This window comes from Terriglobales bacterium (genome assembly GCA_035543055.1).
GTDB lineage: Bacteria > Acidobacteriota > Terriglobia > Terriglobales > Acidobacteriaceae > JAIQFD01.
Genome location: DATKKJ010000212.1, coordinates 1 through 15,060, shown reverse-complemented (window position 1 = coordinate 15,060; position 15,060 = coordinate 1). Strand labels below are relative to the sequence as shown.

The following is a 15,060-nucleotide window of genomic DNA, read 5'->3' as shown; positions in this document are numbered from 1 at the left end:
TTACTCCTGGACCGACACAACCTGTAGAACCTCCTCGACTGTCGTGAGGCCTTCTGTTAACAACCAAGCGGCATATTTCTTGAGATCCCACATGCCCAGCCGGAGGGCGGCGTTGTGGATGTCCTCGGTGAGGGCGCCTTTGGCCACCATCTGCCGCAGCTCGGCGTTCATCTTCATCACTTCGTAGATGCCGACGCGGCCTTTCACCCCCTTGCCGTTGCAGGCGTCGCAGCCTTTGCCCTTATAGATCGTCACGCCCTTGGGCATGCCCATGTACTCGCAGGTGGCGTCCTCGGCCGGGAACGGCTCCTTGCAGCGCTGGCACAGGCGGCGGGCCAGCCGCTGCGCCATCACCCCGATGGTCGAGCTCGACACCAGGAAGGGCTCGATGCCCATCTCGTTCAGGCGGGTGAAGGAGCCGGCGGCCGAGTTGGTGTGCAGGGTGGTGAACACCAGGTGTCCGGTGAGCGCCGCCTCCACCGCGATGTGCGCGGTCTCCTTGTCGCGGGTCTCGCCCACCAGGATGACGTCGGGGTCCTGGCGCAGGAAGGCGCGCAGGATGCGGGCGAAGTCCAGCCCGATGTCCTTGTTGGCCTGGATCTGGTTGACCCCGCCCAGGTCGTACTCGATGGGGTCCTCGGCGGTGGAGATGTTGATGCCGGGCTCGTTGATCTCGGCCAGCGCCGAGTACAGCGTCGTCGTCTTGCCCGAGCCGGTGGGCCCGGTGACGTACATGATGCCGTAGGGCTGGTTGATGAGCTCGCGGATGAGCTTCAGCGTGGGTTCGTGCGCCACCACCTTGTCCAGGCCGAGCATGGTGTTGGATTTGTCGAGGATGCGCATGCAGACCTTCTCGCCCCACTTGGCGGGCACGGTGGAGACGCGGAAGTCGATGGGCTTGCCCTCCATGTTCACCGAGATGCGTCCGTCCTGGGGCAGGCGCTTCTCGCTGATGTCGAGCTTCGACAGGATCTTCAGGCGCGAGATCAGCCCGAGCTGGACTTTCTTGGGCAGGTTCTGCACCGTCTGCAGCACGCCGTCGATGCGGAAGCGGATGACCAGCTCCTTCTCCATGGGCTCGACGTGGATGTCGCTGGCCCCCTTCTTGATGGCCAATCCTAAGATCGAATTTCCCAGCCGGATGATGGGCGCGTCTTCCGAGGCCGACATCAGGTCCTGCTTGGTGTCGCCGCCCGCCGCCGCCAGCTCCTCGGTCATCTGCAGGTCGCGGATGATCTCGCTCTGCAGAAGATCGATGACGTTCTCCGACGGCTTGCCGACCAGTTCCGTAGTCGTCTTCGACGGCTCCTCCTCCTTCTTCATCAGCGTCTGGTAGGTGCTGTTCATGAACTTGCGGAAATCGTCGTCCGTGGTCACCACCGGCTCGATCATCACCCCCTTGATGATCCGCCGTATGTCATCCAGCGCAATGATGTTGTTGGGGTTGACCATGGCGAGGGTGAGGCGGTTGTTGGCGAAGGCCACGGGGATGACCTTGTGCTGGATCATCATGGTCTGGGGGAGGAGCGAGAGGACGCGGGCGTCGAAGTTCATCTTGGCGAGGTTGATGTACTCGATGCCGACCTGCTGGGAGGCGGCCTCGACCCGCTCGGCGAGCACGGTGGTGAGGGAGATGCCGATCTTGGGGTACTTGAGCAGGAGGTCCTGGAAATCGGCCTGCTCGAGCACGGCGACGGTGGTGGGCTGGACGGCGGTGACGGTGGCGCTGCGCGGCTTGCCGGTGAGCAGGGACATCTCGCCGAAGTTCTGTCCGGGGCCCATCTCGACCAGGAGGAAGTCGATGCCGGTGTGCGGGTCCTTCTTGCGGATTTCGACCTTGCCGGCGGTGATGAAGAACATGCTGGTGCCGGGGGCGCCTTCGCGCACGATGACCTGGTTGGGCGGGAAGTCGCGGCGCTTCATGCGCTTGACCACCTGCTCGCAGTCGGGGATGGAGAGCGCGGAGAACAGCTTGATGCGCTGCAGGAAGTGCAGACCGCCGGTGGGGGGCGCGGCCGCAGGTGCCGGAGCTTGGGTCGGAGTGGCCATTTGGGAGTCCTCGTTTGTACCGGTTACTCGGGGGAGTGGGGCGGATTATAACGCAGGAGTCGGGAGTCAGGAGTCAGGAGTCAGCGGGAACGGGGGAGTGTGCGTTATCTTGGAGCCATGGCAAAGAGTCTGCAGGAGACCTATGCGCCGGGGAACATCTGCTTCGGGTGCGGGCCGGCGAATCCGCAGGGGCTGCACATCCAGAGCTTCGTCGAGGGCGACCAGGTGGTGGCCGAGTTCCAGCCGCAGGCGCATCACCAGGCGTACCAGGGGGCGCTGAACGGGGGGATCATCGGGGCGCTGATGGACTGCCACTCGAACTGGACGGCGGCCTATCACCTGATGAAGCGGGCCGGGGCCGACAAGCCGCCCTGCACCGTGACCGCGGAGTACTCCATCAAGCTGCTGCGGCCGACGCCGGTGGCCGGGCCGGTGCGGCTGGTGGCGCGGGTGGCGGAGATCAAGGACGACCGGGCGGTGATCGAGGCGGAGCTGCTGGCCGGCGGGCAGGTCTGCGCCACGGCGCGGGGGAAGTTCGTGGCGGTGAAGGAAGGGCATCCGGCGTTCCACCGCTGGTGAAGAAGTCGCCAGTCGCCGGTCGTCAGTCGGCAGCCAAAATCGCGACTTGGTGAGGCACCCGCCCGTAATTCTGGTATAGTTTGCGGCCAGAGTAGTCTCTCCCCCTCCTACTGCAATCATGAGCACGACGGCACGGACGGCGCCAAAATCCGGGAGTGTCCACATCCTGCCGGTCATCGTGTACTTCGACGGCGACCTGGCATGCCGGGAGAGGCTGCGGGGGACGCAGCGCTTCCGCCGGATGCCCTGGGAGAAGCTGGACGCGAACGTGGCGGAAAAAGTGGTGCTCACCTCGTCGGAACGGCTGGTGCGCGAGCACTACGACCAGCTGCGCGATCCGAGCGTGCGGGTGATCGCGCTCTGCCGCGACCGCTTCGGCGATCCGCGGCTGGACTCGGTGGTGTACGCCTACCTGCCGCCGGAGACCACGAACGAGCTGCTGGAGCGCATGGTGGACAATGCGCTCGACCACATCCATCTGCACGCCACCCGGCGCCAGGTGGGAGAGCAGCTGGCGGGGGCCACGCGCGAGATCTCGGAGCTGAACAAGATCGGGGCGGCGCTGTCGGCGGAGCACAACACCGAGCGGCTGCTGGAGTTGATCCTGACCAAGTGCCGGGAGATCACCCAGAGCGACGCGGGCTCGCTCTACCTGCTCGAACTGGAAGAGGTCAAGCTGCCGCCGGGCAAGCTGAAGGACGAGCGCAAGGAGCCGCGCAAGCGGATGCGCTTCAAGCTGGCGCAGAACGATTCCAAGGGCTTTCCTTTCAAAGAGACGACGATGGAGCTGAGCAAGAAGTCCATCGCCGGCTACGTGGCCCTGACCGGGCAGAGCCTGCGCCTGGGCGACGCCTACGAGCTGCCCGAAGGGGTGCCCTTCTCCTTCAGCCGGCGCTTCGACGAGAGCACCGGGTACCGCACCAAGTCCATCCTGGCCGTCCCCATGCGCAATCAGAAGGATGAGATCGTGGGGGTGGTGCAACTGCTGAACGCCAAGCGGCACTACGAGGCCAGGCTGGAAGACGTGGCGGTGGTGGAGCGGGAAGTGGTGCCGTACACCCAGCGGCAGCAGGAGCTGGTGGAATCGCTGGCCAGCCAGGCGGCGGTGGCCTATGAGAACAGCCAGCTGTACGAGGCCATCCAGAGGATGCTGGAAGGGTTCGTGAAGGCGTCGGTCATCGCCATCGAGGCGCGCGACCCCACCACCAGCGGCCATTCGTTCCGGGTGGCGAACCTGACGGTGGCGCTGGCGGAAGCGGTGGACCGCGCTGACTCCGGGCCGTTCGCCGACTTGAAGTTCGAGCGCAGCGAGATGAAGGCCATCCGCTACGCCTCGCTGCTGCACGATTTCGGCAAGGTCGGGGTGCGCGAGGAGGTGCTGGTCAAGGCCAAGAAGCTCTACCCCGCGCAGATGGACCTGATCAAGCAGCGCTTCGAGTTCGTCAAGCGCACCCGCGAAGTGGAGACGCTGAAGCGCAAGCTGCAGCATCTGCTGCAGAGCGGGCCGGAGGAGTTCGCCAAGAAGTCTCCGGAGTTCGAGGCCGAGCTGGAGCGCGAGCTGAGGCTGCTGGACGACCATCTGGGCGTGGTGATGAAGTCGGACGAGCCCACGGTGCTGCCCGAGGGCAGTTTCGGGATGCTGCAAGACATCGCGACGCAGAAGTTTTTGGGCTTCGGCGGGGATGAGCGCCAGCTGCTGACCCCGGACGAGGTTCGCCTGCTCTCCATCCGCAAGGGATCGCTGGACGAGTCGGAGCGGCTGCAGATCGAGTCGCACGTGGTGCACACCTTCAATTTCCTGCAGCAGATCCCGTGGACGCGGGAGATCCGCACCATCCCGGAGATCGCGCGCGGCCACCACGAGAAGCTGAACGGACTGGGCTATCCGTACAAGCTGGCGGCGCCGGAGATCCCGGTGCAGACGCGGATGATGACCATCTCCGACATCTTCGACGCGCTCTCGGCCAGCGACCGGCCGTACAAGCGGGCGGTCAGCCAGGAGCGGGCCATCGAGATCCTGGGCTTCGCGGTCAAGGACGGCGAGCTCGACCCCGAGCTGTTCAAGATCTTCCTGGAAGCGAAAGTGTTCGAGAAGTGGAAGATCGAACCTTTCCCGTACTAGCGGTCAGCCGTCAGCCATCAGAAGCAAGCTACTTGGACAGGGCGGCAGTCCAGTTGGTGATCAGGGTCAGCGGAGGCTGGTTCTCGCCCATGGGGGCGGGGGCCAGGAACTTGTCGCTGCGGGTCGAAGGCTCGAACCAGGAGAACAACTGCGCCGTGCCGGACAAGCGGAACAGGGGCTTGGCCTCGCCGATGGTGAACTGCCCAGCCTTGGCGCGGACGGGAACGGCCGTCACCCGGGTATCGCCCGAAGCGATGTAGAAGATCTCCTTGCCGTCGCGTCCCCACTTGGGTGTGTATCCCCCGTTGGTCGAAACCTGCCACTTGCCCGAGGGCTGGGGAAAGGTGGTGACGTAGATCTCAGGGCGGCCGGATTCGTTCGACTGGTAGGCGATCCATTTCCCGTCGGGGGAGAAGACGGCGGGCGCATTGTAGAACGGGGTTTGTACCAGTGGAAAAGGCTTGCGGTCGCCGTCGAGGGGCAAGGCCCAGATCCAGCTCGCGGCGCCGTTCTCCGTCGCCTGGGCATACAGGATATGTTTTCCGTCCGGCGACCAATCACACACGGCCATGATCGCCTTGCTCTCGAGGAGCTTCTCCTCCGGGCCGATGCCGTCGGCGCGCTTGCGCATAATGAAACTGGCGGGAGGAAGAAAGGTGAGGGAAGCCACCCAGCGTCCATCGGGTGACCAGATAGGGAACTGGCGGCTCATGGGTTCGAAGGTCAGACGACTGTGAACGCCTCGTTCCAGGTCGTAGATCCACAGGTCGGTCGAAGGATTTCCCTGAACGGCCAGGTATCTTCCGTCGGGTGAGATGGACTGGGTCTGAAAGCCGGTCGGCACATCGAGGGTGGAGAGCTGCTTGCCGGCGCGGTCCATCCAGGCGAGGCGCGTGGAAGCGGCCACGGTGCCGGGTTCGTGGATGGCAATGCCGTTCTCGGAGACATCGAACACGGCGCGCCAGATGCCGGCGTCCCAGAGCACCTGGTCGGCGAGGGGCGTGGCTTCGCCGGAGAGTTCGCCGGTCGTGGGGTCGAATTTCTGCGACATCAGGGTAGTGTTGCGCATGAACAGCAAGCGCCCAGAGCCGAAGCGGGCGGCGGCGCTGGTGCGCATCACCAGTTTGGGCTTGGGGTCGTCGAGCGAGGCGAAGAACAGCGAACTCTCGATGCCCTTCTCGTGGTGCACGGCCAGGTAGATGAAATGCTTGCCGTCGGGCATGAACTGGGGCCAGCGGAAAGAGGTGAACTCAGTGTCACGCGTGCTCAGCACGTCCTTGTACGCACCGCCGGTGGACGGGATGGAGATCAGGCCGTAGCGGAACCCCGGGGAGAACAGGATACGACCGTCGCGGCTCCATGCGCCGCCCCGGCCATAAACCACCCGGTTGATGAGCGCGACCGGCGGGGTGCCCGACAGGTCGCTGATCTTCAGAGAGCCGTCGGCGAAGAAGCCGACCTTGCGGCTGTCCGGCGACCAGAAGGGGAAGGTGGCATTGTCGGTGCCGGCGATCAGCTGCGGGGTGGTCGAGTTGAGGGAGCGCAGCCAGAGTTGCTGATGGTTGCTCTGGTCGGAAGCCGCGAAGACGATGCGTGTACCGTCGGGCGAGATGACCGGAGGCCCGGCGACATCGCCGGTGAAGGCGAAGATCTGGCCCTCAGGAGGCTCGATGGAGGAGCGCACCGCGATGGGCAGCACGCGTTGGTGTTCGCGGTAGGCAAGGAAGAGCCCTGCGAGCGCGACCAGGAAGCAGAACAGCGTGATGCCCCAAAGCAGCCATTCGCGGCGCTTGCGCCGGGCCAGCACCGGGGCGGGCACGCCCGCCTTCGACCCGGCTTCGGCGACCCATTCCAGCTCCAGCTTCAGATCGTGCGCCGTCTGCCAGCGCTGCTCCGGGTTTTTGGCCAGGCAAGTCCGGACCAGATGCTCGAGCGCGGGCGGAGTCATGGGCTGCAGTTCGGTGAGGGGCTTCGGCTCGGAGGACAGAATGGCGGCGATCAGGCTGGCCTTACTCTTGCCGGTAAAGGCGGGCCGTCCGGCCGCCATCTCATAAATGACGGCGCCCAAAGCGAAGATATCGCTACGCGCGTCCACTTCGCCGCCCTCGAGCTGCTCCGGCGCCATGTACTGGAAGGTGCCGACGAGCGTGCCTTCGACGGTGAGCTTCCTGGTGGGTGCGGTCACCATTTCAGCGAGGGCCGCGACCGCTGGCGCCGATTCGGCGCGGAGCTTCGCCAGCCCGAAGTCCATGAGCTTGGCCCCGGTCTTGGTGAGCATGACATTGCCCGGCTTCAGATCGCGGTGCACGACGCCGTGCTGGTGCGCATTGCCCAGAGCATCGGAGACCTGGATAGCGATCTTCAGGAGCTGATCGGCCGGCAAGGGGCCTCGCATCAGACGATGCTCCAGCGTCTCGCCCTCGAGGTACTCCATGACCAGGAAGTCCACGTCGTCCTGGCGGCCGACGTCGTACAACGGGCAGATGTGCGGATGGGAAAGCTGGGAGATGGTGCGGGCCTCGCGCTCGAAGCGCTCGCGCAACTCCGGCCCGGAGACCAGCCTGGAACTCAGGATCTTGACGGCGACGTCGCGGCCGAGGCGGGTGTCGCGGGCACGGTACACCTCTCCCATCCCGCCCGCACCCAGTGCGCCCAGGATCTCGTAAGGGCCCAACCGTAGGCCAGCCGTGAGCGGCATCTCTCCCCCGGTTATAGCGCGAAGAGAAAGAGGGCCGCTGTGACGCGGCCCTTGCTCGGAGGTGACCCCGGTCACTTGGTGGTGGTCGTCTTCTTGGTGGCCGTGGTGGTGCTGGTTTCGGTGCTGGACTTGGCGGGAGCTTTCTTCGCGCCCGTTCCAGCTTTGCTCGCGGTCTTCGCCGCGGCGGCGGTCTTGTGGGCGCTGCCTTCCATGACGGTGTTCCAGTTCATCCCATCCTCGGATTGCTCGAACTTGAAGTCATAGGAGGTGGGAGACTTTTCCTTGATGGTGAAACGATTCTTATAGGCCTTGCCGCCTAACGGCATCTCCGAATTCCAGGTCCAGGTGTCGCCGTCAACCCGGCCGGTGGCGTATTCGGCCATGCCGATGCTGTTGACGGCGTGGTAGAAGTACTCCTTCTTGGCGGCGTCATAGCCCATGGTGGCCAGGCCCTTCATCTTGAAGTTGCCGGGCATGACACCGTCGCTGTGGGTGACCAGAAAGAAGCCGCCGGGGAACCATTCGTTGTGCTCGGTGAAGGTGGTCTTGCCGCCGGGCCCGAAGGGGCTGGGCTTCATGTCGGCGGTGGAGACCCAGGTGCCCAGGTAATAAGCCAGCCGCTGTTGCTCGGGGCCGGGTTTAGGGGGAGCAGGTGGGGCCTGCGCCAGCGCCGGAAGCGCCAACGCGACCAGCAGAGTCACGACTAACAAACGCTTCATGGGGGATTCTCCTTAGCGATTCTGAGCGGCAGCAGTGTAGCGGCAGGGGTCGGCGGGTGTCCACCGGGCGCCAGCCAATAGCGTGCAGACCGGGGGACTGTGGGTTATCATCTGTCCTCATTCTGGCGGTCCCCGGGCCCTGCTCCAGACTCATTCCCACGCACTGATTGGGCTGATCCCCAGGAACCCTCGGCACCTGAACAGATCACCGGCCAGGTGCAAGCAGTGTCCTGCGGTGCTGCTTCCGGCCCAAGGAGGGCTCATGGGCTCGATCTGCTGGGCAGACCTCGGCCGGGGCGCCACATGCGCGCGACGGAACCGCTTCGCGCGCGCGGTGATTGCCGCCGTGCTCCTGGCCGGTGCGGCAGCAGGCGACGATAGTCGCAGTAGCCCATCCTTCGCCTGGGCCCCGCCGGACATCGATCATGTATTCGCCCCCCTAAGTACTGAAACTCCGTGCCCACTGGGAGAGGTTGTGGCGGGCGCCAGCCAGCGGGTCCAGGACCTGGTCGGCGACATGCAGCGCTTCAGCGCGACCGAGGAGGTCGATTTCGACGAAGTTGACAATAAGGGAGTGTTGCGCCCATCGAAAAAGGCCGCGTTCAGCTACGTAGCTTACATTCACCAGGAGGCGCCGCGACAACTCGTGGTGGAGGAATACCGGGACGACACGGTAGCCGTAAAGAAGTTCCCCTCGAAGCTGGCGACCATCGGGACGGCCGCGTTCGCCTTGATCTTCCACCCGGTCTACCTGAAGGACTACGCGGTGAGCTGCGAAGGGCTCAGCGAGTGGCGGGGGCGCCGCGCCTGGCGTCTGCACCTGACGCAGGTGCAAGCCAACAACTTTCGCTACTACCGGATAGCCAACCGGTCTTTCGGCGTGATGTTGAAGGCGAGGGCCTGGATCGACGCCGAGACTCTTCAAATCCTGCGGCTGGAGACAGACCTGCGCGATCCCATCCCCGAGATCCAATTACGGCTGGAGCACGTGATCGTGGAGTACGCCCTGGTGGAATTCCCCAGCCGTGAGGTGCGGCTCTGGTTGCCGCGGGAGGCCGAGATCTACATGGATTGCCGTGGCCACCAGTATCGCCATCGGCACAGTTTCAGCCATTTCCGGTTGTTCTGGGTGGACACGGAGCAAACCGTCAAAACGCCGCGGATGTCGGCCGCGGAACCTTCCTACCCGCCTGGCAATATCGCCGAGAAGCCATTGCAACCGAATGGGGCGCGCGAGGACAAGGCCACCGCTGTGCCGGAGACGGCGCCGCCCGGCACAGACGAATAGGGCGACGGCTTGGGCTGGGGAAGCTGCTCATCACCAGTTTGAGCCAGCCATGCAGAGGGCGGCCAGCGGCGGCTACTCTGTGGAGGGCTTCCGGCTGCGCTGGCGGCGGGCGCGGTCGATGGTGATCATGGCCGCCGCCCACATGGCGGCCGAAAGATATCCCGCAAGCACGTCGCTGGGATAGTGGACGCCCAGGTAGATGCGTGACAGGCCGATCGCGGCCACGATGAGAGCGGCCAGCGTCCAGACCAGGACGCGCAATCGCGGCGAGCGCAGACGCGCACTCACCAGGCCGGCCAGCACCATATAGAAACAAAAGGAGAAGAGCGAGTGCCCGCTGGGAAAGCTGTAGGTGTGCGGGCTGGGGCCAAAGAAGGGGACGGGCCGCGTCCGGTGGAAGGCGGCCTTGAGCGCCAGGTCGAGGACCAGGGCGCCGGCCATGGTGACGACCATCCACAATGCAGCGCGCTTCCAGCGCAGCAGTCCGAAGGCAACGAGCGAGACTACGAGGCCGGCGACCAGGACCTCCGAGCCGAGGGAAGATGCGAACTGCATGGCGCGGGTGAGAGTCGGCGAGGCGAAGCCGTGCACCCAGGCGCGCACCGAAGCGTCGAAGCGCGCGGCCCCGCCTTCGAAGACCTGGTCGGACAGCCAGACGAAGAACAGCAGCAGGCCGGCCGCGGCCGCCAGGCTGGTGAGGACGGCGGCCCCGGAGAAGGTGATGGGCTGGGGCGCGCGCTCGATGGGCGGAAGATCCTGCGGTTCGCTCATAGGGCGGTGGCGCCGTGCAGCCGGGGGACGGAGGCGGCGATCAGCGCGTCGAGTTTGGCCAGTAGGGCGGAATTGTCCTGGCGCGGGTACGCCGCCAGCCGCGCGCGGTACTGGTCCAGGCGCGACAGGAACTCGCCGACGCGCTCCTCGTCCAGTCGTTCGCCAAACGCACCGTATCCGGTCTTTTCCAGGTAGTAGGCGTTGAACACCTGCTCGAACTGGCGCTTCACCGGGACCGCGAGATAGGGCTTGCCAAGGTGCAGGGCCTCGCTCACCAGGGAGAATCCGGAGTTGGCGATGATGGCGCGGCAGGAGACGAGGTCGGCGAGGAAGGTGTCCAGGCTAGGCTTCTTGAAGACCAGGTTGCCGTCCCGGCCGTCGCGCTCGAAGCCGTAGCAGACGAAGCCGGCCGGCGCCTGCCGCAACACGCGCACCAGGTCCCGGGAGGGCGAGGTGACGTAAACCAGCACATGCTCGCCGGTCGTGGGACGCGCCCGCAGCACCTCCTGACGCAGGATGGGCGGGAAGAGGAAGGTCCTTTTCCGGTCGCGGAGCGGAGCCTCGAAGAACGAGATGACCAGGTAGGCGTCGGCGCCCGGGGTCATCAGGCGAGTGACGAGCTTGGCGGCGGCGGCATCGGCGGCGTAGCGGCGGGGATAGGTGATGCGGGCGTTGGTGAGGCAGTGCTGGTTGTCGATGGAGATGACGGGAAGCCGCTTATGGCGCCCGGCGGCGCAGGAGAGCGGCTCGAAATCGGTGACCACCAGGTCGATGCGCCACTGGTCCATCAGGCGGAGCAGCCGCCGCAGGCTGGCGAGCGCCCGCGGCCCGGCGATCAGGTTGCGCGCCAGGGTCCGCTGGTAACGGACCTGGTTGTTGACGTAGGCGAAGCGGAAGCCGTGGATCTCGGTGACCTCGAACTCCTCTGAGAGGTTCTTCAGCCCGCGGTCGAAGGAGACCACGTGGAGATTGTGCCCGCGCTCCTTCAGATGCGAGAGCACCTCGCGGGAGCGGGTCGAGTGCCCGGCGCCTTCGCCGTTGACTCCGTAGAGGATGTTGGCCATGCTGGGTCCGGCCCTAGTGTAAATGCGGGGGGAGCGCTACCCAACCGCCCCTTCGTTCGTCTAAACTCTTTCGTTTCTTATTCCAGCGCTACGGAAGACCTATGAAACCCACATTTCGCTCCTGCCGCTTCTTGTTCCTCGCCGCCGTCCTTCTTTCCTGTGCCGTCCTCTTCGCCCAGGAACCCGCCAGCAAACCCCACGGGATCAACCCCGCCTCCATGGACCGCAGCGTGGAGCCCGGCGACGACTTCTTTGCCTACGCCAACGGCGCGTGGCTGAAGCGCACCGAGATCCCGCCCGACCGTGCCGGCGTCTCGGTGTTCACGCCGCTCGCCGACCTGGCCAACAAGCGGACGCAGGACATCATCCAGGAGGCGGCCAAGGCGAACCCGCCCGCCGGATCCGAGGCCCGCAAGATCGCCGACCTCTACAACTCCTACATGAATGAAGAGGCGATCGAGGCCAAGGGCGTGGCGCCGCTCCAGCCGGAACTGAAGAAGATCGCCGCCATCAAGGACAAGCGCGAGTTGGCGCGCGCACTGGGCGAGAACCTGCGCGCCGACGTCGATCCGCTGAACAACACCAACTTCCACACTGCGCACCTGTTCGGGCTGTGGACGGCGCCCGGGTTCGACGACCCCGACCGTTACACTCCCTACCTGCTGCAGGGCGGCCTGGCGTTGCCGGACCGCGAGTACTACCTGGCGAGCAGCCCGCACATGAAGCAGGTCCAGGAGAGATACAAGGCGCATGTGGCCGCGATGCTGAAGCTGGCCGGTTTCTCAGAGCCGGAGAGACGGGCCGCGCGCATCATCGAACTGGAGCATGCCATCGCCGAGAAGCACGTGAGCCTAGCCGACAACCAGGACGTCCACAAGGCCAACAACCCGTGGAAGCGGGCAGACTTCGCCGCCAAGGCCCCGGGGCTCGATTGGGGGGAATTCTTCCGCGCCGCAGGCCTGGACAAGCAATCCCATTTCATCGTGTGGCAACCGACGGCATTCACCGCCGAGGCCGCGCTGGTCAACTCCGCGCCGCTGGAGACCTGGAAAGACTGGCTGGCCTTTCATCTGATCGAGGAGTACGGGGGCACGCTGCCCAAGGCCTTCGTGGACGAGCGCTTCGCCATGTTCGGCAAGACGCTCACCGGGACGCCGCAGCAGCGGCCGCGGTGGCAGCGCGGGGTCTTCGTGGTGAACGGCGTCCTGGGCGACGCCGTGGGCAAGATCTATGCCCAGCGCTACTTCTCGCCGGAAGCCAAAGCCAAGGCCGAGGCCATGGTGGCGAACATCATCGAGGCCTTCCGCAAGCGCATCGACGCGCTCACCTGGATGGCGCCGGCCACCAAGGCGGAGGCCAAGGCCAAGCTGACCACGCTCTACGTGGGCGTGGGTTACCCCGAGAGCTGGCAGGACTACTCCGGCCTGGAGATCAAGCCCGACGACCTGTTCGGCAACCTGTGGCGGAGCAACCTGTTCGAGTATCACTACCACGTGGCGCGCCTGGGCAAGCCGGTGGACAAGCATCAGTGGTCCATGACCCCGCAAACGGTGAATGCGGTGAACCTGCCGCTGCAGAACGCCCTGAACTTCCCCGCGGCCATCCTGATGCCTCCGTTCTTCGATCCGGAGGGGCCGGCGGCGATGAACTACGGCGCTATCGGGGCGGTGATCGGGCACGAGGTCAGCCATTCCTTCGACTCCGAAGGAGCGACCTTCGATTCCCACGGCCGCATGCGGAACTGGTGGAGCGCCGAAGACCTGGACCACTTCAAGAAAGCCACCCAGGCCCTGGTGCAGCAGTACAACCAGTACAAGCCGTTTCCCGACCTCGCCATCAACGGGCAACAGACGCTGGCGGAGAACGTGGCCGACGTGGCGGGAGTGGCCGCTTCGCATGACGGCTACCGCGCCTCGCTCGGCGGCCAGGCCGCTCCCGAGCAGGACGGGTTCAGCGGCGATCAGCAATTCTTCATCGCCTTCGCCCAGACCTGGGCGACGAAGGTGCGCGACGCCGCCCTGCGCCAGCAAGTCCTGACCGATTCGCACTCGCCGGCCGAGTACCGCGCCGATACCGTGCGCAATGTCGATGCGTGGTACGCCGCGCTCGGGGTCAAGCCGGGACAGAAGCTGTACCTGCCGCCGGCAGAGCGCGTGCAGGTCTGGTAGTAGCCCGGAATGGCACTTCCGGTAGAATCGGAATGATGACCATGAGGGTGATGCTGTTTTGCCTGGCGCTGGCCACGGCGGCGCCGGGGCAGACGCCGGTTCCGGCGGAACAGGAACCGTACCACCGACTGATCCTGCGCAACGAACACGTGGTGGTGACCGCGGTCGAGGTCCCTCCGCATCAGGCGACGCAGCTCCATCGGCACGACCGTCCATACCTGGCGGTAACGCTGACCGAGGCGACTCTCACCACGACCGTCCCGGGCAAGCCCCCGGCCCAGCAGAAGCGACGGGCCGGGGAAGCGTGGATGGCGGCCCCGGTCACCCATGCGGTGCACAACGACGGCGACACCGCCTTCCGCGCCACGGTGGTGGATTTCCTGGCGCCGCAGAGAGCGGTGAAACCGGTCCCGCAAAAATCCTCCCGTTATTGCAATCCGAAGAGCACGACGGCCTGCGTCAGCGAGCGCTACCTCTTCTGCACGGACCGGGTCTGCGTGTCGGAGGTGGAGATGGGGCCGGGAGCGGTCACCATGAAGCACAGCCACAGCACCGACCACATGGTGATCGCAATCTCTGACCTCGAGATGAAGGACATGATCGAGGGCCGCGCGGCGCCGGTCATGCGCAGCCAGAAGAGCGGCGAGGTGCTGTTCGCCGATGCCGGGATCACCCACCAACTGGAGAACGGCCCCAAACCGGCACGCTTCATCACCGTGAGCTGGAAGTAGGCCGCGTTCGCCTTAAGCCCGCGAGAATCAACATGGTCAACACCTGCGTCATCAGTCTGCCGCCGCGTGGTTCCCGTTCCCGAAACAGCTGAGAAATGACGGCTTACGCCCGTGCGCCAGGCCGTCAGCCGGCTGTACAAGAGGACGGCAAAGAAAACGCGGCAAACGCGCGCCTTTTGGTTGCGCGGGAGCGGGAAGTCTGGTAGAGTAGCAGAGTCGAAATTGGCGCCGGCCACGGCGCTAGTAATCGGGACAAAGCATCCCGATGGGTTAAGCGAGTCAGTCGCAATACCTCCCGACGATCTTTTACTAATCTCTTGTGCTCTCGGCTTTGTGCGCTTCGAAAAAGCCACGGTCGAGAGCTCCTGACGTATCGCGCCAAAGGAGCGCTCCGCCGGCAGGCGTAGCAGCGGCTCACCGTGGCAACCGGCGTGCAAAACCTGTGGAAAACCAACAGGTTGGCTGGTTGACAGGGTTGGAAACAGCCGGTAAGTTAGGAAGGTTTCGAGGACCGGCGGGGGCTGCCTTGTGCAGTGCCCGCCGCTTCGACTGAACGCCCCGCTCAGGCGGTCGGCGGTCGGTCTTTGACAACAGGTTGAACGTGCCAGTCGTGAGATGGAACAGACCGAGTATAGGTTTGAGCGATCTCACAAAGTATGGAACGATCCGGATTTCCGGGGCCCCAGTGGGGCTCTTTTGTCCGGGTCGTCGTCTTCCTTGACTACCCGTCGGGAAGACATCAGGTTTCAAACGAGAGTTTGATCCTGGCTCAGAATCAACGCTGGCGGCGTGCCTAACACATGCAAGTCGAACGAGAAAGCGGGGGCAACTCCGTGAGTAAAGTGGCGACCGGGTGAGTAACACGTGACTA

The 15,060-nt window shown here is 65.0% G+C and carries 10 protein-coding genes and 1 rRNA gene; 6 read left to right on the top strand and 5 right to left on the bottom strand.

What is annotated here, in order from left to right; translation table 11 throughout:
• A complete protein-coding gene (locus tag VMS96_13990; GenBank protein HVP44538.1) occupies positions 1-2,049 on the bottom strand; it encodes an ATPase, T2SS/T4P/T4SS family in 2,049 nt (682 codons plus the stop codon).
• Positions 2,050-2,166: 117 nt separating this feature from the next.
• On the opposite strand from VMS96_13990, the gene VMS96_13985 reads away from it, so the two are divergent.
• A complete protein-coding gene (locus VMS96_13985) occupies positions 2,167-2,628 on the top strand; it encodes a PaaI family thioesterase (protein HVP44537.1) in 462 nt (153 codons plus the stop codon).
• Between the two features lie 118 nt (positions 2,629-2,746).
• On the top strand, positions 2,747-4,750 hold the full coding sequence (locus tag VMS96_13980; GenBank protein ID HVP44536.1) for an HD domain-containing phosphohydrolase: 2,004 nt from the start codon (positions 2,747-2,749) through the stop codon (positions 4,748-4,750).
• Positions 4,751-4,778: 28 nt separating this feature from the next.
• Here VMS96_13980 and VMS96_13975 read toward each other — a convergent pair whose 3' ends face one another.
• Together VMS96_13975 and VMS96_13970 are read right to left on the bottom strand one after the other, a co-directional pair.
• Entirely contained in the window at positions 4,779-7,448 is a 2,670-nt protein-coding gene (locus VMS96_13975; GenBank protein HVP44535.1) for a protein kinase, read from the bottom strand.
• A gap of 71 nt (positions 7,449-7,519) precedes the next feature.
• Positions 7,520-8,167, bottom strand: coding sequence for a DUF1579 family protein (locus VMS96_13970; protein ID HVP44534.1), 648 nt, complete (start codon positions 8,165-8,167; stop codon positions 7,520-7,522).
• A 262-nt stretch (positions 8,168-8,429) separates the two neighbouring features.
• Between VMS96_13970 and VMS96_13965 the strand changes: the two genes are divergently transcribed.
• Positions 8,430-9,455: a hypothetical protein gene (locus VMS96_13965; GenBank protein HVP44533.1), complete on the top strand. Its 1,026-nt coding sequence runs from the start codon at positions 8,430-8,432 to the stop codon at positions 9,453-9,455.
• Positions 9,456-9,527: 72 nt separating this feature from the next.
• Here the strand turns inward: VMS96_13965 and VMS96_13960 are convergent, their stop codons facing one another.
• Together VMS96_13960 and VMS96_13955 are read right to left on the bottom strand one after the other, a co-directional pair.
• Entirely contained in the window at positions 9,528-10,226 is a 699-nt protein-coding gene (locus VMS96_13960; GenBank protein ID HVP44532.1) for a phosphatase PAP2 family protein, read from the bottom strand.
• The gene (locus tag VMS96_13955) at positions 10,223-11,290 is read right to left on the bottom strand and encodes an MJ1255/VC2487 family glycosyltransferase (GenBank protein HVP44531.1); all 1,068 of its coding nucleotides are present in this window, start codon (positions 11,288-11,290) and stop codon (positions 10,223-10,225) included. Before VMS96_13955 ends, VMS96_13960 begins: the two co-directional genes overlap by 4 nt.
• A 101-nt stretch (positions 11,291-11,391) precedes the next feature.
• On the opposite strand from VMS96_13955, the gene VMS96_13950 reads away from it, so the two are divergent.
• The 3 genes from VMS96_13950 to VMS96_13940 all read left to right on the top strand — a co-directional run.
• The gene (locus VMS96_13950; GenBank protein HVP44530.1) at positions 11,392-13,458 is read left to right on the top strand and encodes a M13 family metallopeptidase; all 2,067 of its coding nucleotides are present in this window, start codon (positions 11,392-11,394) and stop codon (positions 13,456-13,458) included.
• 32 nt (positions 13,459-13,490) lie between these two features.
• On the top strand, positions 13,491-14,189 hold the full coding sequence (locus VMS96_13945) for a hypothetical protein (protein ID HVP44529.1): 699 nt from the start codon (positions 13,491-13,493) through the stop codon (positions 14,187-14,189).
• Between the two features lie 746 nt (positions 14,190-14,935).
• Positions 14,936-15,060, top strand: a 16S ribosomal RNA gene (locus VMS96_13940); the annotation flags it as partial.

Coding starts and splice junctions, on each gene's coding strand:
- VMS96_13975 (HVP44535.1), bottom strand. CDS start 7,448: ATGCCGCTCACGGCTGGCCTACGGTTGGGCCCTTACGAGATCCTGGGC.
- VMS96_13985 (HVP44537.1), top strand. CDS start 2,167: ATGGCAAAGAGTCTGCAGGAGACCTATGCGCCGGGGAACATCTGCTTC.
- VMS96_13955 (HVP44531.1), bottom strand. CDS start 11,290: ATGGCCAACATCCTCTACGGAGTCAACGGCGAAGGCGCCGGGCACTCG.
- VMS96_13960 (HVP44532.1), bottom strand. CDS start 10,226: ATGAGCGAACCGCAGGATCTTCCGCCCATCGAGCGCGCGCCCCAGCCC.
- VMS96_13950 (HVP44530.1), top strand. CDS start 11,392: ATGAAACCCACATTTCGCTCCTGCCGCTTCTTGTTCCTCGCCGCCGTC.
- VMS96_13990 (HVP44538.1), bottom strand. CDS start 2,049: ATGGCCACTCCGACCCAAGCTCCGGCACCTGCGGCCGCGCCCCCCACC.
- VMS96_13970 (HVP44534.1), bottom strand. CDS start 8,167: ATGAAGCGTTTGTTAGTCGTGACTCTGCTGGTCGCGTTGGCGCTTCCG.
- VMS96_13965 (HVP44533.1), top strand. CDS start 8,430: ATGGGCTCGATCTGCTGGGCAGACCTCGGCCGGGGCGCCACATGCGCG.
- VMS96_13980 (HVP44536.1), top strand. CDS start 2,747: ATGAGCACGACGGCACGGACGGCGCCAAAATCCGGGAGTGTCCACATC.
- VMS96_13945 (HVP44529.1), top strand. CDS start 13,491: ATGATGACCATGAGGGTGATGCTGTTTTGCCTGGCGCTGGCCACGGCG.